The organism is Quyinboa mangrovi, assembly GCF_042219825.1.
Lineage (GTDB): Bacteria > Bacteroidota > Bacteroidia > Bacteroidales > UBA5342 > JBHJHP01.
Window position 1 is genome coordinate 138,734 of record NZ_JBHJHQ010000010.1, and the last position, 26,932, is coordinate 165,665.

General features: G+C 40.9%; 26 protein-coding genes. 12 read left to right on the forward strand and 14 right to left on the reverse strand.

Annotated features, from left to right (window positions below; genetic code table 11):
- Window positions 1-83 precede the first annotated feature (83 nt).
- Genes ACE1ET_RS19265 through ACE1ET_RS19285 form a run of 5 tightly spaced genes read left to right on the forward strand, consistent with a single transcriptional unit; the run spans window position 84 to window position 3,850 of the window.
- Window positions 84-554 (forward strand): single-stranded DNA-binding protein, encoded by a 471-nt coding sequence (locus tag ACE1ET_RS19265; RefSeq protein ID WP_375730060.1) that lies wholly within the window; start codon window positions 84-86, stop codon window positions 552-554.
- A gap of 37 nt (window positions 555-591) precedes the next feature.
- Window positions 592-1,947: a gliding motility-associated protein GldE gene (gldE, locus tag ACE1ET_RS19270; RefSeq protein WP_375730061.1), complete on the forward strand. Its 1,356-nt coding sequence runs from the start codon at window positions 592-594 to the stop codon at window positions 1,945-1,947.
- Entirely contained in the window at window positions 1,928-2,509 is a 582-nt protein-coding gene (gene gldD / locus ACE1ET_RS19275; RefSeq protein ID WP_375730062.1) for a gliding motility lipoprotein GldD, read from the forward strand. Before gldE ends, gldD begins: the two co-directional genes overlap by 20 nt.
- Complete coding sequence (locus ACE1ET_RS19280) at window positions 2,509-3,141, forward strand: 4'-phosphopantetheinyl transferase superfamily protein (RefSeq protein ID WP_375730063.1); 633 nt, start codon at window positions 2,509-2,511, stop codon at window positions 3,139-3,141. Before gldD ends, ACE1ET_RS19280 begins: the two co-directional genes overlap by 1 nt.
- Window positions 3,131-3,850 carry a phosphoglycerol geranylgeranyltransferase gene (locus ACE1ET_RS19285; protein ID WP_375730064.1) on the forward strand — a complete coding sequence of 240 codons (720 nt, stop codon included), beginning with the start codon at window positions 3,131-3,133 and terminating at the stop codon, window positions 3,848-3,850. Before ACE1ET_RS19280 ends, ACE1ET_RS19285 begins: the two co-directional genes overlap by 11 nt.
- A 106-nt stretch (window positions 3,851-3,956) precedes the next feature.
- Here the strand turns inward: ACE1ET_RS19285 and ACE1ET_RS19290 are convergent, their stop codons facing one another.
- Window positions 3,957-4,868 (reverse strand): proline dehydrogenase family protein, encoded by a 912-nt coding sequence (locus ACE1ET_RS19290; protein ID WP_375730065.1) that lies wholly within the window; start codon window positions 4,866-4,868, stop codon window positions 3,957-3,959.
- Window positions 4,869-5,081: 213 nt separating this feature from the next.
- On the opposite strand from ACE1ET_RS19290, the gene ACE1ET_RS19295 reads away from it, so the two are divergent.
- Together ACE1ET_RS19295 and ACE1ET_RS19300 are read left to right on the forward strand one after the other, a co-directional pair.
- Entirely contained in the window at window positions 5,082-5,945 is an 864-nt protein-coding gene (locus ACE1ET_RS19295; RefSeq protein ID WP_375730066.1) for a phosphatase PAP2 family protein, read from the forward strand.
- A 188-nt stretch (window positions 5,946-6,133) separates the two neighbouring features.
- Complete coding sequence (locus ACE1ET_RS19300; protein WP_375730067.1) at window positions 6,134-7,387, forward strand: arginine deiminase; 1,254 nt, start codon at window positions 6,134-6,136, stop codon at window positions 7,385-7,387.
- 126 nt (window positions 7,388-7,513) lie between these two features.
- Here the strand turns inward: ACE1ET_RS19300 and ruvC are convergent, their stop codons facing one another.
- Entirely contained in the window at window positions 7,514-8,071 is a 558-nt protein-coding gene (gene ruvC, locus ACE1ET_RS19305) for a crossover junction endodeoxyribonuclease RuvC (protein ID WP_375730068.1), read from the reverse strand.
- Window positions 8,072-8,383: a DUF4286 family protein gene (locus ACE1ET_RS19310; protein WP_375730069.1), complete on the reverse strand. Its 312-nt coding sequence runs from the start codon at window positions 8,381-8,383 to the stop codon at window positions 8,072-8,074. It abuts the gene before it with no gap.
- Window positions 8,384-8,441: 58 nt separating this feature from the next.
- On the opposite strand from ACE1ET_RS19310, the gene ACE1ET_RS19315 reads away from it, so the two are divergent.
- On the forward strand, window positions 8,442-9,413 hold the full coding sequence (locus ACE1ET_RS19315; protein WP_375730070.1) for an aminodeoxychorismate synthase component I: 972 nt from the start codon (window positions 8,442-8,444) through the stop codon (window positions 9,411-9,413).
- Here ACE1ET_RS19315 and ACE1ET_RS19320 read toward each other — a convergent pair.
- From ACE1ET_RS19320 to recR, 4 genes are read right to left on the reverse strand one after another with little or no spacing between them, the layout of a single operon-like run.
- Complete coding sequence (locus tag ACE1ET_RS19320) at window positions 9,408-10,583, reverse strand: glycosyltransferase family 2 protein (RefSeq protein ID WP_375730071.1); 1,176 nt, start codon at window positions 10,581-10,583, stop codon at window positions 9,408-9,410. The two genes, ACE1ET_RS19315 and ACE1ET_RS19320, sit on opposite strands and share 6 nt — an antisense overlap.
- 42 nt (window positions 10,584-10,625) lie before the next feature.
- A complete protein-coding gene (locus ACE1ET_RS19325; RefSeq protein ID WP_375730072.1) occupies window positions 10,626-11,075 on the reverse strand; it encodes a BT0820 family HAD-type phosphatase in 450 nt (149 codons plus the stop codon).
- 2 nt (window positions 11,076-11,077) lie between these two features.
- Entirely contained in the window at window positions 11,078-11,536 is a 459-nt protein-coding gene (locus ACE1ET_RS19330; RefSeq protein ID WP_375730073.1) for a hypothetical protein, read from the reverse strand.
- Between the two features lie 19 nt (window positions 11,537-11,555).
- Window positions 11,556-12,179, reverse strand: coding sequence for a recombination mediator RecR (gene recR / locus ACE1ET_RS19335; RefSeq protein WP_375730074.1), 624 nt, complete (start codon window positions 12,177-12,179; stop codon window positions 11,556-11,558).
- A 587-nt stretch (window positions 12,180-12,766) separates the two neighbouring features.
- Between recR and ACE1ET_RS19340 the strand changes: the two genes are divergently transcribed.
- Entirely contained in the window at window positions 12,767-13,204 is a 438-nt protein-coding gene (locus ACE1ET_RS19340) for a hypothetical protein (RefSeq protein WP_375730075.1), read from the forward strand.
- Between the two features lie 48 nt (window positions 13,205-13,252).
- On the opposite strand, the gene ettA is transcribed toward ACE1ET_RS19340, so the two are convergent.
- Window positions 13,253-14,938 (reverse strand): energy-dependent translational throttle protein EttA, encoded by a 1,686-nt coding sequence (ettA, locus tag ACE1ET_RS19345; RefSeq protein WP_375730076.1) that lies wholly within the window; start codon window positions 14,936-14,938, stop codon window positions 13,253-13,255.
- 250 nt (window positions 14,939-15,188) lie between these two features.
- Between ettA and ACE1ET_RS19350 the strand changes: the two genes are divergently transcribed.
- Window positions 15,189-16,301 carry an aspartyl protease family protein gene (locus ACE1ET_RS19350; protein WP_375730077.1) on the forward strand — a complete coding sequence of 371 codons (1,113 nt, stop codon included), beginning with the start codon at window positions 15,189-15,191 and terminating at the stop codon, window positions 16,299-16,301.
- A gap of 164 nt (window positions 16,302-16,465) precedes the next feature.
- Here ACE1ET_RS19350 and purD read toward each other — a convergent pair whose 3' ends face one another.
- From purD to lpcA, 4 genes are read right to left on the reverse strand one after another with little or no spacing between them, the layout of a single operon-like run.
- On the reverse strand, window positions 16,466-17,740 hold the full coding sequence (gene purD / locus ACE1ET_RS19355) for a phosphoribosylamine--glycine ligase (RefSeq protein ID WP_375730078.1): 1,275 nt from the start codon (window positions 17,738-17,740) through the stop codon (window positions 16,466-16,468).
- 3 nt (window positions 17,741-17,743) lie between these two features.
- Window positions 17,744-18,358: a polysaccharide deacetylase family protein gene (locus ACE1ET_RS19360; protein ID WP_375730079.1), complete on the reverse strand. Its 615-nt coding sequence runs from the start codon at window positions 18,356-18,358 to the stop codon at window positions 17,744-17,746.
- 6 nt (window positions 18,359-18,364) lie between these two features.
- Window positions 18,365-21,430 (reverse strand): protein O-mannosyl-transferase family, encoded by a 3,066-nt coding sequence (locus ACE1ET_RS19365; RefSeq protein WP_375730080.1) that lies wholly within the window; start codon window positions 21,428-21,430, stop codon window positions 18,365-18,367.
- 23 nt (window positions 21,431-21,453) lie between these two features.
- Window positions 21,454-22,041, reverse strand: a complete 588-nt coding sequence (gene lpcA, locus ACE1ET_RS19370; RefSeq protein WP_375730081.1) for a D-sedoheptulose 7-phosphate isomerase — start codon at window positions 22,039-22,041, stop codon at window positions 21,454-21,456.
- A gap of 133 nt (window positions 22,042-22,174) precedes the next feature.
- On the opposite strand from lpcA, the gene ACE1ET_RS19375 reads away from it, so the two are divergent.
- Together ACE1ET_RS19375 and ACE1ET_RS19380 are read left to right on the forward strand one after the other, a co-directional pair.
- Entirely contained in the window at window positions 22,175-22,444 is a 270-nt protein-coding gene (locus ACE1ET_RS19375) for a LysO family transporter (protein ID WP_375730082.1), read from the forward strand.
- The gene (locus tag ACE1ET_RS19380) at window positions 22,441-23,040 is read left to right on the forward strand and encodes a LysO family transporter (RefSeq protein ID WP_375730083.1); all 600 of its coding nucleotides are present in this window, start codon (window positions 22,441-22,443) and stop codon (window positions 23,038-23,040) included. Before ACE1ET_RS19375 ends, ACE1ET_RS19380 begins: the two co-directional genes overlap by 4 nt.
- 245 nt (window positions 23,041-23,285) lie before the next feature.
- On the opposite strand, the gene ACE1ET_RS19385 is transcribed toward ACE1ET_RS19380, so the two are convergent.
- Complete coding sequence (locus ACE1ET_RS19385; protein WP_375730084.1) at window positions 23,286-25,658, reverse strand: type IA DNA topoisomerase; 2,373 nt, start codon at window positions 25,656-25,658, stop codon at window positions 23,286-23,288.
- 175 nt (window positions 25,659-25,833) lie between these two features.
- On the reverse strand, window positions 25,834-26,913 hold the full coding sequence (locus ACE1ET_RS19390; protein WP_375730085.1) for a winged helix DNA-binding domain-containing protein: 1,080 nt from the start codon (window positions 26,911-26,913) through the stop codon (window positions 25,834-25,836).
- Window positions 26,914-26,932 lie beyond the last annotated feature (19 nt).

The window sequence follows — 26,932 nt, forward strand, 5'->3', positions numbered from 1 at the left end:
AATAACGTTTTTTAAACTTTAAAAAATTTCAAAGCCATTAAAAAATACGTATTTTTACAACCAATCATTTTAAACCTCAGATTATGTCAGTTAATAAAGTTATTCTTGTAGGAAACGTGGGTAAAGACCCTGATATCAGATACATCGATCAGGACCTTGCTGTTGCATCATTTTCACTGGCTACTACCGAACGCGGTTTTACAAGGAGAGACGGTACACAGGTACCTGATTCCACCGAATGGCACAATATTGTAGCCTGGCGTGGACTGGCAAAGCTGGCGGAAAGCTATATTGTTAAAGGAACCCAACTTTACATAGAAGGTAAATTACGTACCCGTTCGTATGACGATCAGAACGGTGTAAAGAAATATACGACTGAGATTGTAGCAGATACCATTCAGCTTCTGGGTCGTAAGGCTGATAATCCTGCCACAGACTCAGGATCAACATCTGCACCGGCACAGGCCAAACAGACAGCCGGAAATTCTTCTCAGCAGGAAAATTCCCAGCCTTTCGAGGCAGACGATTCCTCTGAAGATGATTTGCCCTTTTAATGTTTAAGGGCATATGTTGAATTTAAATTGATAACCGTTGGAACCAGACCCTTTTAGTTGCCATTCAATTTTACTACTTACGGGAACCATTCATCTGCACCCGCTGACAGTCAGCGCTGTTATTAGTCTTTTGCTATCCATTGTTCTTCTTGGCATGTCAGCACTCATTTCGGGTTCTGAAGTAGCTTTTTTTTCACTTGAACCAAGAGATATTGAAAAGCTGAGAGTAACTGATACAGATTCAAAGAACAGGCAGATTCTTGATTTTCTGAAACTGCAGGACCGATTGCTGGCAACCATACTTATCGCCAATAATTTTATAAACGTAGGCATCGTTATTCTGCTCTCCTACTTTAGCAACAGAGTGTTCGATTTTTCATCGGCACCCATCCTTGGATTTATACTCGAGGTAGTGGTCATCACCTTTTTACTGTTATTGTTTGGAGAGATTATGCCCAAAATCTACGCCACCAAACATGGCATGAAGATGGCAAGGTTTATGGCTCTTCCTCTCAGGTATACCGAAAAAGGATTCGGCCCTTTTGTCTCCTTTCTGGTAAATTCAACAAATTTTGTCAATAAACGCATGGCGCGTAAGTCAGGAAATATCTCTATGGATGATCTGTCTTCTGTTCTTGAGCTTACCTCTGAAGAACTGACGGAAGATAAGGAAATGCTGGAAGGCATAATAAAATTCGGGAATATATCGGTAGAAGAAATCATGACTTCCCGGATCGATATGATTGATCTGGATATAAAAAGCAACTATAATAAGGTACTGGCAGTAATTGTGGAATCAGGTTTCTCCCGTATTCCGGTATATCATAATTCTCCGGATAAAATAAAGGGGATCCTATACATCAAGGACCTGCTGCCTCACTTAAGTAAAAATGAAAATTTCCGTTGGCAGTCACTGATCCGGGCGCCCTATTTTGTTCCGGAAACCAAAAAAATAAACGATTTGCTGGAGGAATTTCAGACCAATAAAATACACATGGCCATCGTTATTGATGAATACGGTGGTACTTCCGGACTGGTAACACTGGAAGATATTCTGGAAGAGATAGTGGGTGAGATCAGTGACGAATACGATGAAGATGAAACATCATTCACCCAGGAAAGTGACGGGTCGTATATTTTTGAAGCTAAAACACTGCTGAATGATTTCTTTAAGATTACAGGTGTCGATGAAAGTTATTTTGAAGATGTTCGTGGTGAAGCCGATACGCTGGCGGGTCTGATCCTGGAAGTAAGAGGTGAGATCCCTGATAAAAATGAAGAAATAAGTATTGCACACTGCAGGTTTAAAATATTGTCAGCTGATGACAGGAGAATCAAAAAAATCAGGGTCTATATTGAACTGGAGGAAGAGGATGAAAAGAACGAAGATTAGTATTTTTATTCTTTTACTTTTGACAGTAATGGCGTCCTGCAAGGATAATCCTGTTCCACGTCAAAGGGGGATTCTTAGGATCGATGTTCCTTCGGATCATGTGTACAAGGAAACTACAGTTCCTACGCTCTTTTCATTTGAATCATCGGATTATGCATCAGTCACTGATCCTAAAAAGAAAGGATCCGGTACATGGCTCAACATCAATTATCCGGAGTGGAAAGGACGAATCTATCTGACTTATTTTACTTTGAATGATACCAGCCTGCAACCTCTGACCGAGGATGCAAGGCGTTTTGCGTACAAGCATGCTGTATTAGCTACATCCATTGATGAATCAGTTTTTGGATTCGCCGATAAAAATGTATACGGCATGTTGTACGATATCGGGGGAAATGCCGCATCAGCAGTGCAGTTTTTTGCTACCGACAGTACCAATAATTTTTTACTGGGCTCACTCTATTTTAATGCGGTACCGGACCGCGACAGTCTGAATCCTGTCATAAATTACGTGAGACAGGACGTGCTTCATCTGATAGAAACCCTTAACTGGGAAAACTGATGGCTCTTTGTTTCAAACATAAGGACGACCATATAAATCTGACGCTCTGGAAGATAGAAGAGCCGGTCCAGTATTTTCTGGAACGGATTATTCTTTTCCCAAGTGAAGTTGAACTGTTCCTTAGTCTGCAAAGTGACAGAAGGAAGCTAGAGTATGCTGCTGCGCGCTTTTTACTTCGTGTGATGACTGGCAAAAGGGAGCCACTGCTTTATGAAGAGTCTGGCCGGCCTGTTTTAAATACAGGAAATCAAATCAGTATTTCTCACTGCGAAGGGTATATTGCAGTTATGCTGACCGAAGAAGGACAGCCCGGTATGGATGTGGAAATGATATCTCCGCGTGCCGGAAGGGTAAAATCGAAATTCCTGAGCATAAAAGAACTGGAACTGGCAGGAAACGACGATAAGTTGCTGACTCTCTTATGGAGTGCCAAAGAAGCACTGTTTAAAATGTGTATCCGACAAGGCATCAACTTTAAAACTAACCTTTCTATTGAATCGGAAAACATCACGGATTCAGGCACGTTAAAAACTGCCATTAAAAAAGAAGATCAGGAAGCAGACATTGCTCTGTCCTATAAAATATTTGAAGATATCGTACTGGTTTGGGGAGTTAATAATAATGATATTTGAACTGATAAATGATAAAATAAAAGCCGGCAAAAAGCAGGTTGCAGTGCTGGTTGATCCTGACAAATTCTCAGGGGAACAGCTTAATGCGCTGCAGTGTCATGAAAAACGGATCGATCTGATCTTTGTGGGAGGCAGCTTCACATTCAAGCATATCGGAGATGTGATTGCCCGTATAAAAGAAATGGTCAGCATTCCGGTTATACTTTTCCCGGGAGACGTCACCCAGCTTTCTGCCAACGCCGATGCCATGCTAATGCTCAGCCTTATCTCTGGCAGAAATCCTGAATATCTCATCGGCAACCACGTACTGGCCGCACCCCGCATCATGGAGTATGGCCTGGAACCTATACCTACCGGGTACATTGTATTAAATGGCGGTAAAAAAACTGCTGTTTCCTATATCAGTAATACGAATCCGATCCCTTCGGAACAACACGATATTATTGTGGCTACTGCCCTTGCTGGGAAATACCTCGGATTGAAAATGATCTATCTGGAAACCGGAAGTGGAGCCACACATACGGCATCTCCCGAATTGGTAAAAAAAGTAAAATCAACAGTAGATCTTCCTTTAATAGTTGGCGGAGGCATAAAAACAGCGGATCAGCTTACATCCCTGTTTAATGCCGGAGCTGATATTGCTGTAATCGGCACACTATTCGAAAATAATCCGGATGCGCTGCAGAATATTTTAGACAGAATTCATTAGAAACACATCGGCCAGATCAGCAATTACGGGTGACATTAAATGAATAATGAACAGTGAAAAATGTATCTTGATTCTTGTGTCCTGGATCTTGTGCCTGTATTTTTTACTACCCTTTTACAAAAATCCCTTTTATGATGTCGCTTGTCATTTTGGGATTTTCTTTCAGGCGCCGGGTACAATAGCCAAACCAATCCTGACCATACGGAACATAGATCCGCATTCGGTTTCCGTTAGCCACAATTTCGTCCCTTAAATTTGGTGTCACACCATACAGCATCTGAAATTCATACGCTGTTTTGGGAAGCTTATATTTGTCAATCAGATTAATCGCACCTTCTACCAGGTAACGGTCGTGAGTTGCAATGGCAACATAATTACCAGCCTTAATCATTTGTTCCAGCAATGCCAGATAATTATCGCGGACCCTTTGGTAGTCCTTATAGGCTATTTTTTCCGGTTCAACATAAATGCCCTTACACAACCGAAAATTTAACGGCGTGCCGTTCATCTGTATATCCTGTAATGCCAGAACATCATTTGTGGTACGCTTCAGATAAGCCTGCACTACCAGTCCTACATCTTTGGGAAACTCGGCCTTAAGTTTTCTGAATAATTCAATTTCATCCGTTGTACATTCAGAATCTTCCATATCAATCCGGACAAAACATGATCGTTCTGCGGCATATTTGACGACATTGCGGATAAGCGTATAGCTCTCCTCCTTATCAATAGTAAGTCCGAAGAATGTTGGTTTCAATGAAACACCACCTTTAATCTTATTGGTCGTTATTGCGTCAATAATACCGTAATACGATGTTTCATGGTCCCTGGCCTCATTCATATTTTTGATAAACTCTCCCAGCATATCAATGGTTACCATCATGCCTTTTTCATTTAATTCCCGGGAAACCTGCATAGCTGTTTCAAGTGTTTCACCTGCCACGTATTTTTTAGAAAATTGCCATATAAATGGTTTCGGAAACCATGGAATTATATTTGCTATGAGTTTGTTTATCATTGCTTTTATGATTTAGCATAGGCTAAAATACGGCACGATATGACCTTGAAAAAATGAGAATTCTCACAAAAAAACGGTCAATTCCATGATTTTTATCACAACGAAAACCGACTATATAAACCTTGAATTTATTGTAAATCAATCCGGTTCATGCGGTATTTGATTTGTTTTAAATGATATATTCCATACTTTTAAGCCACAATTTTGCTGACTATGACAAGAGGAATTTTAGCTATCGTATTACTCTGGTTTTCTGTTAATGTACTTTCCGAAGATCCAACACGTAATGACACCACAGTTAATGTAAAGGCAGACGTTTGTTTGAATAATAGCTTATCATTCCGGCTCAATGACCTTCACTCTCCCCTGAATATTTATCGTAAATCACTTTCTGATTTGGGGCAAATCTTTGCCTCACCGTTTCAATGGAATAAAAGTCAGTTCCTAAAAGCAGGTGTTATTCTGGCAACAGGCGTTACAATTTACAAACTTGATGAACCGATTTATACCTTCATCAACCGAAACAAAACACCATTTACAGAATTTACATCCAAATATTTTCTTGAGCCACAGGGTAACTATGCCACATTTGCATTGCTGGCCGGAATGGCCGGTTACGGACTGGCATTTCATAAGGAAAAGCCTGTAACAACTGCTGTCCTTGCTGCAGAGAGTTATCTGATAACAGGTGTTTTTACGTTGATCCCCAAAACACTGGCAGGTCGCGTCAGACCCTATCATACCGATCCGTTGAACCCAAATGTATGGAATGGTCCTTTTGGAGGTCGCTCGTTCTGGTCAGGGCATACCGCCACGGTATTTGGTGTAGCATCTGTAATTGCAGAAATGTACAAGGATCATAAAGCAATTCCGATCATCGCATATACAAGTGCTACGCTTACAGGGTTATCAAGAATCCATGACGGGAAACACTGGCCTTCTGATGTTTTCTTCGGCGCCGTGGTTGGAACCGTTATTGGAAAAATGATCGTAAAAAGTTATCAATCAGCCAATCTTAGTTTTATTCCGGTTTTCACACCTCAGTCACAGGGCTTTCATCTAGCCTATACGTTTTAAACTTTGGTGCTGGTATAAATCCGGATTATGACATGATTAAATTTAGCATTTATATCTTGCCTTTTCCGTATATTTGATAGCCGATTTATTAGACACACAAAACAATAACAATACTCAGGATCACAGACAAAACTTATGCTTGCATCTGATGTTTCGGATCTTAGAACAAAATCAAAAATTAAATGCAAATGAACAAACGCCTGACAATAAACGTCAACTCTGAAATTGGGAAATTACGCGGGGTTATCCTTCATAAGCCGGGTCATGAAGTGGAAAACATGACGCCTGAAAATGCACAACGTGCTTTATACAGTGACATTCTGAACCTTTCTGTGGTTAACGAAGAATACAAGCAGTTCGAAGATGTACTGAATCATGTGACCGACGTATATTACGTAAAAGATTTGCTATGCGACCTTTTGCAGGAAGATGCCATAAGAAAGGATCTTGTTAATGATATTCTCACTGCAGAACGGGCACCTCAGTACCGCGATGAATTACTGGATATGACCCCGGAAAATTTATGCAACACGCTGATTGAAGGATTACCGTTAAAAGATAACAGCCTGACAAACTACCTGAGTAAAGAGAAATTTGCATTGCAGCCACTACACAATTTCTTTTTCACCCGCGATGCTTCCGTGAGTATCTGGAACAATGTGCTAATCTCTAAAATGGCCAATAAGGTTCGTGAACGTGAAACGCATATCATGAACTCCATTTTTAACCATTCCTTTTCAGCACGGGTCGTTAATTCTGCCAAAGGCATTACCCCGAATTACTGTATGAATATTGAAGGCGGTGACGTCCTTATAGCTTCCGATAATGTTCTGGTGATCGGTATCGGAAAGCGAACTTCCACAACAGGTGTGGATAACCTGATCAGTCAGCTGACGGCATCAAAAGACCGCACATGGCATGTTATTGTTCAGGAGCTACCGGATAGTCCAGAATCTTTTATCCATCTTGATATGGCATTTACCTTTTTAGATGAAGACAGGTGTATGGTATATGAACCGTTGATCCTGAAGCGCAATAAATACCAGACTATCCATATAAAAATAGATCCGGATGGTTCCAAAAAAATAGAAACCGTAGAAAACCTGGTTTCCGCATTGAATTCCATCGATTTTGACCTTAAACCACTGTACTGCGGAGGACGGAAAAACTCATGGATCATGGAGCGTGAACAGTGGCACAGTGGGGCCAACTTCTTTGCCTTGGCCCCGGGGAAAGTTATCGGTTATGCCAGAAACTCCTATACAATGGAAGAACTGAGCAATGATGGTTTTGAAATCCTGAGTGCCGACAAAGTAATTTCAAGCAGTCAGTATCCAACGGATTATAAGAAATGTATGGTAGCGCTCGAAGGCAGTGAACTTGCCCGAGGTGGCGGCGGTGCACGTTGTATGAGTATGCCGGTACTGCGTGATCCGTTGTAAAATAACGCCTTTTAAATTTTCATGAGAGCGCGGGTTTAAGCCACACACTCACCTGTTGATATTGTTACAAACAAGAATCATGTGTCTTGATCCAAAAATTATCGGGACTATGTCTTTATTTACCAGCTACTTTTTAACCCGGTTCGGGTTTTTATTCATGAAGTCTTTCCAGCTGTTATAGGACTTGTCCTTTTTTAACCCCTGATTCTGAAAAAAGTGACAAACCGCAGCTGCCAGGCCATCTGTCGCATCAAGGTATTCAGGCACATCGGTGAGACTAAGATAGTTTTTTACCATATAGGCTACCTGTTCCTTGCTGGCTTTACCGTTCCCTGTAAGTGCCATTTTAATTTTCAAAGGAGCATACTCAAAAATTGGTATATCGCGCGATAATGCGGCTGCCATAGCCACCCCCTGGGCCCGGCCAAGCTTGAGCATACTTTGTACGTTCTTCCCATAAAAAGGGGCCTCAATAGCAAGCTCATCGGGTTTATACTGGTCAATTAGCTGAACCGTACGTTCAAAAATGCGCCTGAGTTTTACATAATGATCCGAAAGCTTTTTTAGGTCGAGTACACCAAGTGTGAGACATTCCGCTTTTCGGCCGTTTACCTTAATAATGCCGTATCCCATGATGGTGGTTCCGGGATCAATGCCTAATATGATGCGTTCTTCGCTGTTCAATTAATCCAGTGTTGTCTCTTTTAAAGGAGTGGCAAATACAACTACCTGCTCCCCAAATGTATGAATAAGTTCATCCTGAAAATCGGGGAAAATTTCTCTGAGGTAATTATCAACTTTAATAGGATTCTCTGACATGAACTGAACACTGTATGTTTGTGCGCCCATTTCCTCATCCACAAGAACCTTTATAATTTTGTACTCAGAAAATCCACCATCTTTCATGGACTGGGGAATAAAATACTTTGTCACATATTTTCTCCAGGTTTCAAATACCTGAATTGAAGCGTTAAATGTGATATTTACTATAAACATGGATGATGTTAGTTAGTCTAATCCGTACAAAATTAATCTTTTTATATAATTTTACGGCATGTTTCGAAAGTACGATGAGATAAGATCGAAAATGAATGAGATGGGTCGAACAGCTCCTTTCCTGTTTATTTTGGATTTTGAACTTGAAAAGCCCGTCATGTTTTATCTTGACGAGATAGACAAAAACCAGCTCCTGTATAATTTTGATGGCATTAAAAATTATCCTGATGAAGTAAAGGTTAAGCCTAATCACTCATTCCACAGAGCACCGATTTCGTATGAAAAATACAGAAGTGCTTTCGATATTGTGATGCAGAATCTGGAATACGGAAATTCCTATCTGTGCAACCTTACAATGGCAACTGCTGTTTCAACAGATATCAGTCTGAGGAATATCTTTTTTAAAAACAGGCAAAAATTCAGGTTATGGATGAACCGTAACTTTGTGGTCTTTTCGCCGGAAATCTTTGTAACGGTTAAGGATGGCTACATTCATTCCCACCCCATGAAAGGAACCATTGATGCGAAGGTCCCTGACGCGTTGCACCGGATCATGAGCAATAAAAAAGAAGAAGCTGAACATGCTACCATTGTAGACCTTATCCGAAACGATTTGAGTATGGTTGCCAGTGAAGTTACCGTTACAAAATACCGCTATGTGGATGAAATAAATACCTGGACGCACGACCTTCTGCAGATCAGTTCTGAAATAACGGGGAAGCTGCCTTTAGACTGGAAAGACAATGTTGGTGATATATTGCTCCCGATGCTTCCCGCGGGCTCAGTGAGTGGCGCACCAAAGAGACAGACGGTTGACATTATCAGAAAAGCTGAATTTGGTCCGCGAGGATATTACACGGGCGTTATGGGAATCTTTACAGGAGAAGAACTGGTTAGTTCTGTAATGATCCGGTTTATAGAAGACAACGACGGGAAAATGTATTACCGTAGCGGTGGCGGCATTACTCATATGAGTAATTGCGAAGACGAATACAACGAAATGCTGGCAAAAGTGTATTTGCCTTTATGATTCAGTATCTTTTAACTGCCATACTTTCCCTGGGAAATCTTTATTCGGACTATCAAGAATAAAACTTCTGTCGCCCGACATGAAAAAGAATTTAGCTTTGGTAGCATTGTTCGATACCCAGTTGATCACATCCTTATAGGCCAGACGAGGTGAAAATATGATGCCTTTCCCTTCATCCTTAAGTTTTAATCCATCAACAGATTGCACTTCTTCAAAAGTATGATCTTTTGAAAATGTATTTTTTATTAATTCAATTTCTCCGGGGCTCCCGCCACATATAACCAGACTCTTCGGCAATTCGGAACTAACCGGTTCTGAACGCCGGATAATCAGTTTTTTCAGAACTTTTTTTGTTTTAATGCCCCAATGAATCAAACCGTTGATCCAGACTGACATACTACCTGAAAAATGTTTCTGATAAAAAATCTCCATAGCGCCAAAAAAGCTGTTCAGATATTTATCGCTTTGCTTGCTGGTACTTTCTCCTTTAAAATGAATAATGGAAGCCAGGCCAAAATAGCTGTTGGTAAAACCTCCTCTGTCAATCCGGTACGAAAGGTCAATATCTTCTCCATACATGAAATAATCCTCGTCCAGCAATCCACAGGTGTCGAGTGCAGTTTTTCGGATCATCATAAAAGCTCCGGCCAGAATAGGCACTTCTGCATTCCGGTTATTTACAAGATGCCCTACATAATAGCGCGCAAATATTTTTGATTTTGGAAAGATATATGACAATCCGGCAGCCCTGAAAATAGCTGTCATCGGTGTTGGCAAGCCGCGTTTCGATTCCCTCAGGTACTCACCACTCCCATCAACCATACGAATTCCGAGTGCTCCCACATAATCATTTTCATCCAGGTACAGCAAACATTGTTCATACGTATCTTCAGCCACAATGGTATCAGGATTCTGAAGCAAAACAAACTGTCCCTTCGCTTTCTTTATGGCAATGTTGTTGGCCTTTGAAAAGCCGCAATTCTCCTTATTTTCGATCAGGTTTACCCAGGGAAATTTCTCCTTAACCATGCTCACAGATGTGTCTGTTGACGCATTATCTACCACTATAACTTCCGTATCGATGCCCTGCATTGCCCTTTTTACAGACTGAAGACAAAGATCCAGAAAATATCTGGCGTTGTAGTTCACAATGATTACGGAGAGCTTCACGTATTTTTGTTTTTATAGATTTATCTAACGGATGAATCTTTATTATTGTTCTCTTTCAGTATTTACATCACCCTTTAAACGCTCCATTTTTTCTCCCAAACGGATGAGCCAGTTTTTACGCTCGACAGCCTGACGCATTTCAAAATCCATCTCACCTTTACCTGTAATGAGCTGGTAAATAACACCCCAGTCCGGAAGGCCGCCAACATTACGGTCGTCAATATAAATATCTGCTAATATTTTCCGACTGTTATATGCATCCACTTCATCACCCGGATAAGCTGCATTGACAGCATAAAATTCTAATCCCTCGCTTTTGCAGTAGTCCACTGCTTCATCCAGCTCCTTTCCTGCCCTGTAGGTCCACAATACCAGATCATGCCCCTCTTCCTGCAACTTTTTCAAGGTTTCAATGGCAAACGGGATCTCCTTACCTATGGCAGGATAATCGTGTTCAACAATGGTTCCGTCAAAATCAACAGCAATCAGCATACTTACAGTTTTGGAAAATCGTTTAATTCATTCTTTAATGTATTTGCCGATGGACGACAGTACATAAAAACAAATGCTGCAATGGCTACCATAAACGCCATAGACTTATCTATAATTAATATATATGCAGTAACAACAAATACAAGCACAATAAAAACAACCAAAGCCCTAATCTTCCAAACTTTTTTATAATTTTTAAGTTTTTCTTCTTTCCCTTCCACGACTTTAAATTTCCTTACCTTCATGGTATACCACCCAAAAACCGCAGGAATTGTTGCCAGCAATAAAATTGTAACCGCCGTTTTGATATAATCACTCACGGGACTAACGAAAATTGCAGTTCCGTCAAAGACTGTCAAAAGCAATACTGCCGTATATCCGAGAAGAATCAGCCACAACAGATTAAAAAAACGTCTTAGAGGTTTTATGTCAGTGCTTGTAAATTCTACAATCTCATTCATTATCTTTGGTTGATATGTTTCAGTTAAAATTATCTTCAAAAAGGGTCCTGTTCTTTAAAGAACGTCCCAGAGTAACCTCATCAGTATATTCCAGTTCGTCACCTATTGAGACTCCTCTGGCCAGTGTTGTTATCTTTACGCCAGTTTCTTTCAACTTTTTGTAGATGTAAAAATTGGTCGTATCCCCTTCCATTGTGGTTGGTAAAGCCAGAATTAACTCGCTAATACTCCCTTCCTCTACCCTTTGTAACAATGACCCCAATTCTATATCATTCGGACCTATACCGTCAACCGGAGATATGATACCACCCAGCACATGATAAACGCCAAAATACTGCATCGTATTTTCAATGGCCATTACATCCTTTATGTTTTCCACCACACAAACGATAGAATGGTCTCTCTTTGGATGTGCACAGATGCCACACACTTCAGTATCCGAAATATTATGACAGTGTTTGCAGTAACAAACTTCATCTTTTAACCGGATCATGGCATGGCTAAAAGCCTTAACCTGTTCTGAATCACGCTTAAGCAGAAATAGCACAAGCCGCAACGCAGTTTTCCGGCCTATTCCGGGTAACTGTGCAAACTCATTCACTGCCTCTTCCAACAATGCCGAAGGGAATTGTGCCAAATTCATGCTTTAAAAAAATTTCCTCAAAGATAAGAATTATTAAAGCCCTGCAACAGAAGAGCCGCTTAAATATGCCGATCCTAAAAACATGAACGGGAAGATTAGTTAAAACAGAATAATTACAAATTCAATTGAAAATCCATTTTTTCGGACAAAATTTTCGCTCATTATTAAAACAATGAACCTAATTAAAAAAAGTAGCAACTTTTATAATTTTTTTACGCAATTCTTTGTCCTCATAAAAACCTGTAATACTGCACATTACGGTTCAATATGTCTGAATTTATTGATTATTTTAGCATAATTATATGTTTTGTAACATATTTTTAACATCAAAAGCTTGTTTTATAACATATTTTCGACTTATCTTTGCAGTGAGGTTTTTTTCATAGGTATTGGTAATTTAGTTAATTAATGTTGTGGTAAAAAGGATGGCTCCCGCCGTCCTTTTTTTTATTTACTTACTCTAAAGCTTTATTTAAGCTGCTTAACATATATCCAAACAGTATTTCACACGCCTTATTTTTATTTATTCTTTTTTAAGATAATTTTTATTCCTAATTTTAACACATTATTAATTAAAATCTTTCATCATGAAAACTATCGTTCTCTCATTAGTCTTCATGTTTACCCTCTCTCTCGCGTACTCTCAGGATGAACCACCCAAACCCGAAAAATGGAAAGATGTAACCTGGCACGAAGTAGTTATGGTTAAATACCAGGCCGGAACATTTAAACGTGTCAATGAAATATTGGATATGTTCAAGGAAGCCGGTAAAAAGTCCATGAGTGAAGGGCCAAAAATTTATTGGATGATGTCCGGGGAATATGATGCTATGTTTATCTGGCACCTCAAAAACGGACCAGCAGATCTGGAGTGGAAGCGTACCGAAGATGGCATTAAATGGTGGAAAGCCTTTATAGAGGTTGCAGGTTCTAAAGAAAAAGCAGAGGAACTCAATAAAGAGTACTCCTCGTATGTAACCAATTCAACCAGTTACATATCCATGAAAGAAATGAATAAAATGTAAATGAGAATTTATTTATGACAAAAAAACAGGCTTTAAAGCCTGTTTTTTTTATTTGGTAAGTTTTTTATACTTAATGCGTTTCGGACCTTCGTCGCCCAAACGTTTTTTACGGTTGACCTCGTAATCGGAATAACCACCTTCAAAATATACAACCGACGAATTCCCTTCAAAAGCCAGAATATGTGTTGCAATACGATCCAGAAACCATCTGTCGTGAGAAATAACCACCGCACAACCGGCAAAATCCTCCAGACCTTCTTCCAGGGCACGTAAGGTATTTACATCAATATCATTGGTTGGCTCATCGAGAAGTAACACATTGGCTTCAGATTTCAGGGTCAGGGCAAGATGTAACCTGTTGCGTTCACCGCCGGATAACACACCACACTTTTTCTCCTGATCCGAACCGGTAAAGTTGAACCTGGCCAGATAAGCACGCGCATTAATCTCACGTCCACCCATGCGAATAAATTCGGCTCCACCGGAAACAACCTGAAATACAGACTTAGCCGGATCAATATCTGCATGAGCCTGATCGACATAGCCAATTTTTACCGTTTCGCCCACATTGAATGACCCCTGATCTGCTGTTTGCTGTCCCATAATCATTCTGAACAGGGTTGTTTTTCCTGCTCCATTGGGTCCTATTACACCCACAATACCATTCGGAGGAAGGGTAAATTCCAGATTTTCGAATAACAATTTATCCCCGAAGGCCTTCGAGACGTCATGGGCCTCTATCACTTTATCACCTAGTCTCGGGCCATTGGGAATAAATATCTCTAATTTTTGTTCTTTCTCCTTAACATCCTCATTCAATAATTTATCATAGGCCGATAAACGTGCCTTAGACTTTGCCTGACGTGCCTTAGGCGACATCCGTACCCACTCCAACTCACGTTCTAAAGTTTTACGGCGTTTACTTGCCTGCTTCTCTTCAGATTCCAGTCGCCTGGCTTTTTGTTCCAGCCAACTGCTGTAGTTTCCTTTCCATGGGATTCCTTCGCCACGGTCCAGCTCCAAAATCCAGCCAGCCACATTATCCAGAAAATAACGGTCGTGCGTAATGGCGATAACGGTACCTTCATACTGCTGTAAATGCATCTCAAGCCACTGTACTGACTCAGCATCCAAATGGTTAGTAGGCTCATCGAGTAACAGCACATCCGGCTGCTGTAACAACAGTCGACACAAGGCCACACGACGTCGTTCACCTCCACTCAGTACCTTTACGTTTGTATCTTCGGGAGGACAACGAAGCGCATCCATTGCTCTTTCCAGTTTGGCATCTATATTCCAGGCATCAAGTTGATCAATTTTTTCCTGCAAACGAGCCTGTTCTTTCAGAAGTTTCTCCATTTTATCCGGATTTTCATAAACTGCCGGATCCTCAAATTTCTTATTAATCTGTTCAAAAGCCTCCAGGACATCGGTTACCTCTTTCACACCTTCTTTTACTACCTCCTTTACAGTTTTCGACTCATCCAGATGCGGTTCCTGCTCCAGATAACCTACAGAATATCCCTGAGACCACACGACCTCACCCTGATATTCCTTTTCTGCACCGGCGATTATTTTCATCAGCGTAGATTTTCCGGATCCGTTTAATCCGATAAATCCGATCTTCGCACCGTAAAAAAACGACAGGTAGATATTATTCAGTACTTTTTTTTGTGGCGGGAAAATTTTTGAAACCCCGACCATTGAAAAGATAACTTTCTTATCGTCTGACATATTCTGTATTTTGGCGCAAATGTAGTACAAAGTTATGACAGGACTAAAGCATTCATTAAGAATTCACGGGATTTTTTTGCATCAAAATGACCAACACAACAACTTCATTTTGAACCTATTGTTAATGTAATGAATATTTTATTATATTTAAGTCATGAGAAACCTTATAGTTACGATTCTACTATTTGTCCTTTATGAGGGATCCGTACAGTGCATTAACAATAAACCTGAACATATTATAAAATTTGAAATGATTGGAACAAACATCATCGTTCCTGTCAGGATTAACAGTTCTACTCCGCTCAACTTTATATTCGACACAGGCATCAGGCATACCATAATCACAGAACTTTGGCCACAGGATTCACTGGATTTACGTTATGCACGCGAAGTGGTTTTATATGGATTGGGTGACGGAGAACCATTATCTACCTACCTAAGCACACTTAACAGCATGAAAATAGAGTCTCTGAGAGTAGACACCATTTCTCTTTATGCGCTTAAACAAAATATATTTCAACTATCAAAACACCTTGGATCAAAGATTAACGGAATGATCGGTTATGATATGATTAAAGATCACGTTGTTAAGATTGATTACATCAAAAAGCTAATGTACTTATACAATCCTGACACATTCAAAGTCCCCTCTTCTTTCAGAGAGGTACCAATTACGATTGAAGATCATAAAGCCTACATGACGGCAGATGTTACCCTGAGCGGGCAGGAGCACAAAGTTAAACTTCTTGTTGATACAGGGGCAGAACTGGCACTATGGCTCGTAAACTCGAATTTTAAACACTATGAAATACCTGAAAAATCAATTTATACATATATTGGCCAGGGACTGAACGGTGAAATTTTTGGTTCCGTTGCCAGAATTGATCAGGCTGAGATTGGTGGCTACCACTTTAAAAAACCAATTGTAGCATTTCCGGATTCAGTCGCTATTGAAATGATCATCTCGAGCAATGAACGGGATGGAACCATAGGTTCAGAACTGCTTCGCCGGTTTCATGTGATCATCGATTATCCGGACTCGAGCATGTATATTAAGCGCAACTCACATTACAACCAGCGTTTTACATATAATACCACGGGTATAGAGATCGTACAGCCTTATCAGAATTTGCCATTTTTCGAAATTGCTGAATTATGGGACAAGTCCCCTGCTGCCGATGCCGGTCTTAAAGTAGGCGACAAAATAGAAAGTATCGACGGACAGTCCGTATCCAACTTATCGCTGATACAGGTTAAGGACATGCTTCGCAAACCTTCAGGCAAAATCAAACTTGCTGTTACCCGTCAGGTTGGAGAAGAACTTGTACGCGAAAAAATAAAATTTAAGTTATTTAAACTATAGTATCAGGTATCAAGACACAAGATTTAAGATATAAGACTTAAGATACAGCTTAGTACGTTTTTTTGTATTGCAAGTCTTCCGCCCTCATACAAAATGCCTGACGCCACCTCAAAAGAAGGACAATCCTTTTTATCTTGTGTCTTAAGTCTTATATCTTTTATCTTTTAAAGATCAAACCCCAGGTCTTTGCGGTAGTATTTCCCCTGGAAATTTATTTTCCCGGCATTCTTATAGGATGCTGCAAGTGCAGACTTCATATCTGTTCCATAGGAGCTAACGGCTATCACCCGACCACCGTTTGTAACCACCTTATCTCCAACAAATTTTGTTCCGGCATGGAAAACAACGCTTTCCTCAACATCGTCAATTCCTGAAATCTCATCCCCTTTATTATAAGCTTCGGGGTAACCACCGGCGACCATCATCACAGTTACTGCTGTACGCTCATCAAATTCCAGTTCTCTCCCTCCAAGATTACCTTCAGCGACACCCTGCAGCAGTTCCACAAAATCGGATTTAATGCGCAGCATTACGGCTTCAGTTTCGGGGTCACCCATACGAACATTATATTCAATAACTTTCGGCTCGCCATCGCAGTTAATAAGCCCTAAAAAGATAAAACCCCTGTACGAAATATTATCTTTTTTCAACCCTTCAACGGTAGGCTTCACAATTTGGTCTTCTATTTTTGCCATGAATGCTTTGTCGGCAAACGGAACAGGCGAGATAGCTCCCATACCACCGGTGTTCAGCCCGGTGTCACCTTCGCCAATGCGTTTATAATCCTTGGCTTCCGGCAGAATTTTATACGATTCCCCATCTGTCATTACAAACACGGATAGTTCAACACCCGACAAAAACTCTTCGATGACAACGGTAGAACTGGCATCACCGAATTTACCTGACAACATTTCTTCAAGTTCCTGCGTGGCCTCCTCCAGATAATTCAGGATCAAAACACCTTTGCCGGCAGCCAAACCATCTGCTTTTAAGACATAGGGTGCCTTAAGTGTTTTCAAAAATGCCACGCCATCATTCAGCGTTTCTTTGGTAAAACTTTTATATGCAGCAGTTGGAATATTGTGCCGTATCATAAATTCTTTGGCAAACTCCTTACTGCCTTCCAAAGTAGCACCCGTTGTTCCGGGACCAACAATACCAATGGATTTCAGGTCATTGTCCGATGCAAAAAAATCGGCAATACCGTCTACTAAAGGAGCTTCGGGTCCAACCACAACCAAATTAATATTTCTAGTCAGAACCAGTTCTTTAATGCCGGCAAAATCATTCATCTGCATGGATACATTCGTACCAACTTCTGATGTTCCGGCATTACCCGGTAAGATATAAAGCTCGTCAGTTTTATCACTCTGACTGATCTTCCATGCCATCGCATGTTCTCTTCCTCCTGAACCTAACAATAAAATATTTATTCCCATTGCTTATATAAGTGTTTTAAATTTCCATCCCTGATCTAACAGATATTCGATGGAGAGCGGCAGGGCTTCCATCAAATTTTTTTGCGCTTTTAACGAATCGTGAAATACTATGATTGAACCTGGCCTTGTTTTACGCTTCACCGTATCAAAACACTGTTGTCCGGTTCTGTCTTTATCATAGTCCGCCGGTAACACATCCCACATTACAACTTTGAATTTATGAGCATGTAGCCATTGGATCATCGACCTGTTGATCTGTCCATGTGGCGGACGAAACAGAGAGCTTTTATTGGTTAGTGCTGCGTCTTGAATATTCTTTCTGTATATACCCGGCTCTGTTTTATACAGCTTCAAATGGTTATATGTATGATTTCCCACTGAATGGCCACATTCCTGAAGCTTCTGAAATAACTCCGGATATTTTGCCACATTCTCTCCAACACAAAAAAAGGTAGCCTTTACATCATACTGATCCAGAACATCCAACACCCAAGGTGTTACTTCTGGAACCGGACCATCGTCAAATGTCAGATAAACCTCCTTATCCGCTGTATTTACCCTCCACAACAAAGATGGAGTTACCCATTGCAATAATAATGGTGACCTCTCAATCAGCATCAAAAATTAATCCATTGACTCTAACTGCCCGTAATATACCTTAAATGCATCTTCTGCTTTTTTAGCCAGATCAGTTTTATTGTTACGGTCAGCAATAATGTAAATCTGTCTGATCACACCAAGTTCCTGCTGAATATCCCGTAGCAGTTCCCTCTTGAATTTCGGCTGCATTGACAAATAATAGTCCAACGTTTCGATAGAACGATCAAAAACTTCGTTCAGCACATAAACAGCGTCATCATCCAAACCTGCTTTCATCATCATTTCAGCGTACGGCATCGAGTACATATTATGAGGAACATTTTCTTCAGGCAACACCTCTTTGGCTTTTAGCAGAACTTCCTGAGCCTTTTCTTTATCACCTTCCTTTAACAGGTCACCGGCCAAACGCGTAAAATTATTCCGGTAATTATAACACATCCTCAGAATGGTCTGATCCATCCATATTCCTGGTGTATCAACACCTCCCCACTTGAATTTATTCATCATGTTATCGTACATGATATCTGTTGCCACACGTCCCTGAATATCATCTTTGCTATTGGTGACAGGAACTACACGATAAGCCAGCCCTTCAACCTGGAAATGGTCATTCATATCAATATAGTTTTCGTCGGGAACGGTAACTGCAAAGTAAACCGGACGCTGCCATTGATTGGTAGCCAGAATGTCGAGCACCATTATTGAGTTTTTACCAACATATCGGCTGATACCACTCAGATCAACGATAAATTCCTTATCAATGCGATTGGCATCCTGAGGACGGACAGTTCCGTTATCAACGACATAAGCTGAATCCACCGGAATAGAAAATTTGGTTCCCGGGAAATAATCATATCCTGATCTGCTTTCTTTGGTTTCAGAATTATTGCTTCCAACAAATTCAATCGCCCGTTTTAAATCTATGACCTTATCCTTATTATGCACTTTATCTATCAGAGCCAGGTTACGCTGTCCTTCCCTGGTTTGATCTGCATCAAGTGTAAATTTCACCGGATTGGAATCATAAGCCCGTTTCCTCATCTGATCTATATACCAACCTGTCTGCAGATAACTCAGGTTACACACACGCACATCGGTCCTTGTACCTTCAACCTCCTGCACATACCATAAGGGGAATGTATCGTTATCACCGTTGGTAAACAGCACAGCCTCCTTATCTGTAGACTGCAGATAATTCCACGCAAAATCTCTGGCTGCATAGCGACCAGAACGGTCATGATCGTTCCAGTTTTCTGCTCCCATGATGGATGGAATAGCCAGACCTGCAATGGTTGCAATAGCTCCCGCAGCAGGTGAACCTGTTAATTTTTTAAGCATATCCCATATAAAGAGCACACCAATACCAATCCATATGCTGAAAGCATAGAACGAACCGGCATAGGCATAATCACGCTCCCTGGGCTGATAGGGATACTGGTTCAGATAAATTACAATGGCAATACCCGTCAGTATGAACAGCATTGCCACAACGGCAAAATTTTCAAATCCTTTGGTATTCTTTTTATTCTTATCACTTCCAAACAACTGGAAAGCAATGCCAAATAATCCAAGAAGTAAGGGAAGCATATAATATTCATTACGTGCCTTATCGTTCTTCATGTATTCAGGCAGTTTTTCCTGATTCCCCACGCGTGGATTATCTATAAAGTTAATTCCTGATACCCAGTTACCCTCCTGTGAGCCTCCGTTACCCTGAATTTCATTCTGACGACCGGCAAAATTCCACATAAAATAACGCCAGTACATGTGCCCCAGTTGATAACGGAACAAAAATCGCAGATTTTCAGTGAAGGTAGGCTTGACATGCATCTTACCGTCACGCCCTTTCATTTTAATACCTTTAATCTTTGCCCACGATTTATATGCACTGATGTGACTTGGCTGATTTGACCACATTCGGGGAAATACGCCCTCGAATGTAGGATCGTATACGTATTGTAATTTGTGGTCAATTATTTCGTAACGTCCGTTAATCTGATCGCGAACGGCTGAAGTCTGTTTGGTATCAATAATCGGAGTATCGTAATATTGTCCGTAAACCAGGGGACGATCTCCATACTGTTCCCTGTTAAGATACGAAAGAAGGGAAAACGCATCGTTCGGATCATTCTGGTTCATTGGAGGATTGGCATTACTACGGATTAACACCATGGCAAAAGCCGAATAACCAATGATAATCACCGCCAAAAATGTCAGGATTGTATTCCACAATACCTTCACTTTTATATAAGTATAATATATACCATAAGCCAGACCGGCTGCCAGCAGAATTATAAAGAAAATCATTCCGCTATGGTACGGCAAACCTATACCGTTTACAAAAATCAGTTCAAAGACAGATGCCAGCTTCACGATACCCGGTATGATACCGTACATGATAATCATAAGCACGAAAAAGGAAATAACCAGAGCCAGGAGTGTTCCCTTTATGGTTGGCGTATACTTCTTGAAATAGTAAACCAGAATAATGGCCGGTATTGCCAGGAGGTTTAACAGGTGAACGCCAACAGACAGACCGATTAAAAACCCAATGAGAATTATCCAACGGTTGGCAAATGGTTTATCTGCTTCGTTTTCCCATTTCAGAATTGCCCAGAAAACCACAGCGGTAAACAGGGATGACATGGCATAAACCTCTCCCTCAACAGCTGAAAACCAGAAGGTATCTGAAAATGTGTACGCCAGTGATCCAACAAGTCCGGCTCCCAGAACTGCAATACTCTGTCCCGCTGTAATTTCGGATCCATTATCAACGATAAGCTTTTTAGCCAGATGTGTGATAGTCCAAAACAGGAATAATATGGTAAATGCGCTGGCCAGTGCTGACATGGAGTTCATCATCACGGCTACTTTGGACGGATCCGGAGCAAAAAGCGTAAAGATTCTTCCAATCATCATAAATACAGGTGCTCCTGGAGGATGACCCACAAGCAACTTATATGACGATGCAATAAATTCACCACAGTCCCAGAAACTGGCTGTAGGTTCTACTGTTGACAAATAAGTAAAAGCTGCAACGGCAAATGCGCCCCAGCCTAAACCAATGTTCCAGATTTTATAATTCTTCATCTCTCTAGGATTTTCTGAACATCTCACTCCTGACCAACGCCGAGCTTTGTCTCGACATAATCGATGAGTGTATGAATTATTTTAATATGTATTTCCTGAATTCTGTCGGACCACCCCAAATGATCCACCCGGATCTCCACATCACAAATACCGGCCAGTTCCCCTCCACCTTTTCCTGTAAGACCAATGATCTTCATGCCTTTGGCTTTGGCTGCTTTAGCTGCATTTAAAATATTTGGAGAATTTCCGCTTGTGCTCAAGGCCAGTAAAACATCACCATTGCTACCAAACGCATCCACATAACGCGAAAATATGGCATCGTAACCGTAATCGTTGGCCGCACAGGTAATATGCGACGCATCAGCCATTGCAAACGCAGGCAATGCCTCCCTGTTTCTCCGGAAACGACCAGTCATTTCTTCTGCAAAATGCATGGAATCACACATAGAACCTCCATTTCCACACGACAAAACCTTATTGCCATTCTGAATGGATTCTGCGATGATCTCACCTGCATTTAATATGGATTCAAAATTTTTAGGTTCTGAAATAAAATTGTTTAACACCTTCTGCGCTTCAACAAAATTATTTCGGATAATCTCAATCGACATTTCTGATGTTTCTAAAAACCGGTTAATTAATACAGCCTTTTTTGCAATGCAACAAAAGTACAATAAAAATATAATTTTGGTACTTTTGAGGGCTAAAGCTCGACTTTTATTGCAGATTTTAGATTATTTAACCATGCTGACTATTCTACTGATATTTGTTGCAGGAATTTTAACAGGCCAATTTGTAAAAAAACAGAAGAAGATCATTAAAACCAGTAACTGGCTGACCTTTATCAGTGTGCTGGCTCTTCTTTTTCTCTTAGGTTACGAGGCAGGACATAATCCTCAGGTGCAGGCTCACTTCGACACAATAGGCATAAAAGCACTGGTTATCAGTCTTCTTTCAGTAGCCGGCAGTATTATCTTCATTGTAATATTTAACCGGTTGATCCTGAAAAAATGAGAGACATCATCATCATAGTACTCATCTTTATAACCGGGATCATTCTTGGCATATTTAACATTTTACCGGAAGGTTTTAATGCCGGAAGCTGGTCGGAATATGCTTTATATGCCTTGCTTTTATTTGTCGGCATTGGCATTGGCAGCGATAAAGAATCGCTGATGGCATTAAAACGCATGCGCGGCTGGCTTATCTTAATTCCGGTTGTATCTGTTATCGGATCGTTACTTTTTGCACTTCTGGCCTTACCCTTTTTTAGTGATCTGAACCTGAGAGAAGTACTTGCTGTTAGCGCCGGAATGGGGTATTACAGTTTATCTTCCATCCTGATCTCAAAACTTCATGGTGAAACACTTGGAACCATTGCGCTGGTAGCCAATCTTATCCGGGAAATTTTCACATTGCTTATTACTCCATTCATGATAAAATACACCGGGAAACTAACACCCATTGCTGCCGGAGGAGCAACTTCCATGGACACCACACTTCCGGTGGTTATCCGGTTTTCAGGGAAAGAATATGTGATGATTTCTATTTACAGTGGTGTGGTGATTACCTTTCTGGTACCTGTATTGGTGACCTTTATTTTATCATAATGTCGCTTCTGAAAGGCTACATGTTTCTCGCTTATTATCGCTGATATTAACTCTCAGGGAATGATATTTTTCTGCCCTTATAACAAATCCGTGGTATAATGATAATTTAATCAAAGCAATACAGTAAAATAAAAGTATTTGAAACAGCTTTTCACTGCCATTGCAGATTGCTATTGTTCCCCACCAGTATTCCTGAATTTCTGCGATACTCTGCGAAATCATCTGCGTTAATCTGCGAGAACAATTTATGATGATCCGAATTGCAATTGTCCGCTATCATTCACATACAGATAACCCTCCGTTTCGGATCCGTTAATTACAAATCCTTTCATCTTTCTGGTTTTTCCTTTCAGCACTATTTGTTGCATGCTGCTTTCCTGAATCTCTTTTTCATGAATAATGAACGGAATCACAAACCGGCATCCATCCCTAAATGCAGAGCATCCCCAGGCCTTGTTACCTTTTATAATCTCTCCCTTTTTACAGGCCGGACACACCAGCTTTTCTGGTTCCTTTTCCATAAATTCCGGCACAAATTCGTTGTTCAGCATAAAATGTCCTTCGGTAGATTCTTCGCCCAGCGTAATTCCTTTTATAAGTGGCGACTTACCTTTTTCGATGAGTGTTTCAGCCTGTTTTTCGGTCAGTTTCTTACCCGATAAAATAAACGGCAATCTGAAATCGCACCCTTCATTCCAGCGTGAGCAACCATATGCTCCCTTGCCTTTAAGTATTTTACCTTTTTTACACTTCGGACAATTCAACTCATCCGGTTTGCTTTCTGCTTTTTGTACCGGTTGTTCTTCGTGAACCGGAATCTGTATATTTGATCTGTCCTGCTTGACTTCCCGAACCACATCACCTACCATTTCTTTCAGTTCATTGATAAAGCCGGTCACATCATAGGCTCCGTCTTCAATCTGCCTTAGTTTCTTTTCCCACATTCCGGTAAGCTCAGCCGATTTCAGCAGATCGTTCTGAATGGTATTGATTAGCTCTTTTCCTGTTTCTGTAGCCAGAATACGCTTTTTATCCCGAATTATGTAATGCCGTTTAAACAAAGTCTCTATAATTCCGGCTCGTGTGGAAGGACGGCCAATACCATTTTCCTTCAACGCATCACGCAAATCATCATCATCAATTTGCTTGCCTGCCGTTTCCATGGAGCGCAACAGAGAAGCCTCTGTAAAATAGCGTGGCGGTTTGGTTTCCTTTTCCTGCAAATCAGGTTCATGTGGCCCTGATTCTCCTTCATTAAATTCGGGCATTATCTGATCTTCATCGGTATTATCGGAGGCATTGGTTTTGAGTACTAACCTCCATCCCGGTTCAACAATCTGTTTCCCGGTTGCTTTAAAACCGTATTGCTCCACCTGCCCCGTCACAGTTGTTTTCAACACCTTACAATCGGGATAAAATGCCGCGATGAATCGCAGCGTCACCTGGTCGTACACCAGTTTTTCATCCGGAGAAAGGTTATTTGCCGGTATGCCGGTCGGAATGATGGCATGGTGATCGGTCACTTTTTTATTATCAAAAACCCGTTTTGTTTTCCGGATTTTTTGCTCCAGAAGCGGAGCTGTAAACTCTTCGTATTGCTTTAAACCTTTTAATATGGACGGAATTTTCGGATAAATATCATCGCTCAAAAACGTAGTATCAACCCTGGGATAAGTAGTTACCTTTTTCTCGTAAAGCGACTGGATGAGTTTTAGCGTTTTATCGGCTGTAAATCCGTAACGCGTGTTACATTCCACCTGAAGCGAGGTAAGATCGAATAGTTTTGGAGCGAACTCGTTGCCTTCTTTGGTTTCTGATGAATCAATGACAAATGGCTTTCCTGTGATGTCGACCAACATTTGATCAGCATCTTCCTTTTTGCTGAACCTGCCATCTACATAGCTGAACCACACTTCGCGGTAATGGGTTCGCAATTCCCAGTACGGTTCCGGTTTAAAATTGTCAATCTCCCTTTGCCGTTCCACAATCAACGCCAGTGTAGGCGTCTGAACACGACCGACGGATAACAACTGGTTGCGCTGACCATATTTCAAGGTGTATAAACGCGTGGCATTGATTCCGAGAAGCCAGTCGCCTGTAGCCCGCGACAATCCCGCATAATACACACTTTCAAACTCTTTCTGATCGTAAAGCTTTTCAAAACCTTCCCTGATGGCCTCATCGGTAAGAGATGAAATCCAGAGTCGTTTAACCGGACATTTACACTGCGCTTTCTGCAGCACCCAGCGTTGAATCAATTCTCCTTCCTGCCCGGCATCACCACAATTGATAACCTCTTCCGCATTTTGAACCAGGGATTCGATAACAGAAAACTGCTTTTTAATGCCTTCATCATCAATCAGCCTGATGCCAAATCGTTGTGGCACAATAGGCAAATCGTAAAGGCTCCATCGTTTCCAGCCGGGATTATATTCATGCGGCTCTTTCAAACCACACAAATGGCCGAATGTCCAGGTAACCTGGTATCCGCTGCCTTCAAAATAGCCATCCTTTCGTGATCCGGCTCCTAAAATGCGGGCCAGGTCACGTGCTACGCTGGGTTTCTCTGCTATACAAACGATCATCTTTTTAGATGTAAGATGTAAGACGTAAGACATAAGAACCAAGACAAATTTAATCTTAAGTCTTGTGTCTGAAATCTTAAGTCTGAATTAAAAATCCTTCAAAAATAAAGATAATGTAAGAGGCATAAAAAGGAAATAACGGATTGTTGATAATAATTTAGTCATACAGAATTTAAGTCAAACTCTACCTTGCAGTTGTAATACCTTATCAACTTGATATATTAAAGCTGCTCAATCCTAAAAACTTAGCATATGCCCCAAATGACTTCTCTGTTTTCTTTTGCAAATTTTTGTGAGCCGATGTAAAAAATTCAGTTTCCAATGAAACCTTATCCTTCTTCAGGATGCGCTTCCAGATTCCGATGACTGCTCCATTCTGGACAATAACAGGTCTGAACACACCATTATTTGATACAGCTTTCGTATGATCCTTGCTCAGTATTGCCGCAGTCCTGTCCCGGTAACTGATTATAAATTCATCAAATGCCGGCAGTAAATGAATGCTTTGCTTACTTGTTTTATAGGGTATCGTGACATTTGAAAACCAATAGTTTTCATCTTCAATTTTGTCAAAAATAAACTCTGATTTCACACTTTCAAGCGCCCGTTTTGCTTCTTTTACAGCAAGACCTGACCACCAGATAAAATCCTTTAATGTTGCAGGTCCATGGCTGGTAAAATATTTTAGTGCCAGTTCTGCCAGTGCTTCATCCCGGGTCATAATATCTGGTTTTTCTGCCCGCTCAGAAAGCAGGGCATAGGATGGCTGTTTTCCCTTAATTTTACCACTACAAATAATTTTATCAACTTCTGCCCGGACCAGCATATGTCCTAACCTGCTGCTATCAAGAGATATTCCTGACTTTTCAATTTCGTCTCCCAGCTCAAAACGGGTTAAATGGTTGCCTCCACTTAATACCTTTTCAATTACTGCATTGCTTTTAGCGAAAACAGCATCATCCAACTCCAGTTGCTTATCGCGTGAACGCATCGCTGTCTTGATGTGCTCTGCTGAAAGATCAAGCATCCAATAAATGTCTTTTGGAGACACAAAATGCCAGGTTGGCCGCAATACATGCGTCCGAAGGATATCTCCATTATCAATGGCAGCAGTAACATCATTTTCAGTTGAACCGGGCAATCGCACTCCAAGTGCCCATTTTGCCATACTCAGATCCTGAGCCTGCATCATACCCATCCATTTCACCAGTTCGCTGGCCGAAGGGAACCGCGGATCCACAACCTGCTGATTAATTAAACGAAGTTTTGAAATATTTTTTTTGTTCATGCTTATAATTTGAACCTCA

Excerpts from the sequence above, each read along its gene's own strand:
- ACE1ET_RS19285 (WP_375730064.1), top strand. The coding sequence starts at position 3,131 with ATGATATTTGAACTGATAAATGATAAAATAAAAGCCGGCAAAAAGCAG.
- ACE1ET_RS19365 (WP_375730080.1), bottom strand. The coding sequence starts at position 21,430 with ATGAAGAATTATAAAATCTGGAACATTGGTTTAGGCTGGGGCGCATTT.
- ACE1ET_RS19375 (WP_375730082.1), top strand. The coding sequence starts at position 22,175 with ATGCTGACTATTCTACTGATATTTGTTGCAGGAATTTTAACAGGCCAA.
- ACE1ET_RS19390 (WP_375730085.1), bottom strand. The coding sequence starts at position 26,913 with ATGAACAAAAAAAATATTTCAAAACTTCGTTTAATTAATCAGCAGGTT.
- purD (WP_375730078.1), bottom strand. The coding sequence starts at position 17,740 with ATGGGAATAAATATTTTATTGTTAGGTTCAGGAGGAAGAGAACATGCG.
- ACE1ET_RS19310 (WP_375730069.1), bottom strand. The coding sequence starts at position 8,383 with ATGTTTATAGTAAATATCACATTTAACGCTTCAATTCAGGTATTTGAA.
- ACE1ET_RS19350 (WP_375730077.1), top strand. The coding sequence starts at position 15,189 with ATGATTGGAACAAACATCATCGTTCCTGTCAGGATTAACAGTTCTACT.
- recR (WP_375730074.1), bottom strand. The coding sequence starts at position 12,179 with ATGAATTTGGCACAATTCCCTTCGGCATTGTTGGAAGAGGCAGTGAAT.
- ACE1ET_RS19290 (WP_375730065.1), bottom strand. The coding sequence starts at position 4,868 with ATGATAAACAAACTCATAGCAAATATAATTCCATGGTTTCCGAAACCA.
- ACE1ET_RS19295 (WP_375730066.1), top strand. The coding sequence starts at position 5,082 with ATGACAAGAGGAATTTTAGCTATCGTATTACTCTGGTTTTCTGTTAAT.
- ACE1ET_RS19280 (WP_375730063.1), top strand. The coding sequence starts at position 2,509 with ATGGCTCTTTGTTTCAAACATAAGGACGACCATATAAATCTGACGCTC.
- ACE1ET_RS19315 (WP_375730070.1), top strand. The coding sequence starts at position 8,442 with ATGTTTCGAAAGTACGATGAGATAAGATCGAAAATGAATGAGATGGGT.
- ettA (WP_375730076.1), bottom strand. The coding sequence starts at position 14,938 with ATGTCAGACGATAAGAAAGTTATCTTTTCAATGGTCGGGGTTTCAAAA.
- ACE1ET_RS19300 (WP_375730067.1), top strand. The coding sequence starts at position 6,134 with ATGAACAAACGCCTGACAATAAACGTCAACTCTGAAATTGGGAAATTA.
- ACE1ET_RS19385 (WP_375730084.1), bottom strand. The coding sequence starts at position 25,658 with ATGTCTTACGTCTTACATCTTACATCTAAAAAGATGATCGTTTGTATA.
- lpcA (WP_375730081.1), bottom strand. The coding sequence starts at position 22,041 with ATGTCGATTGAGATTATCCGAAATAATTTTGTTGAAGCGCAGAAGGTG.
- ACE1ET_RS19325 (WP_375730072.1), bottom strand. The coding sequence starts at position 11,075 with ATGCTGATTGCTGTTGATTTTGACGGAACCATTGTTGAACACGATTAT.
- gldD (WP_375730062.1), top strand. The coding sequence starts at position 1,928 with ATGAAAAGAACGAAGATTAGTATTTTTATTCTTTTACTTTTGACAGTA.
- ACE1ET_RS19380 (WP_375730083.1), top strand. The coding sequence starts at position 22,441 with ATGAGAGACATCATCATCATAGTACTCATCTTTATAACCGGGATCATT.
- ACE1ET_RS19330 (WP_375730073.1), bottom strand. The coding sequence starts at position 11,536 with ATGAATGAGATTGTAGAATTTACAAGCACTGACATAAAACCTCTAAGA.
- ACE1ET_RS19265 (WP_375730060.1), top strand. The coding sequence starts at position 84 with ATGTCAGTTAATAAAGTTATTCTTGTAGGAAACGTGGGTAAAGACCCT.
- ACE1ET_RS19360 (WP_375730079.1), bottom strand. The coding sequence starts at position 18,358 with ATGCTGATTGAGAGGTCACCATTATTATTGCAATGGGTAACTCCATCT.
- ACE1ET_RS19340 (WP_375730075.1), top strand. The coding sequence starts at position 12,767 with ATGAAAACTATCGTTCTCTCATTAGTCTTCATGTTTACCCTCTCTCTC.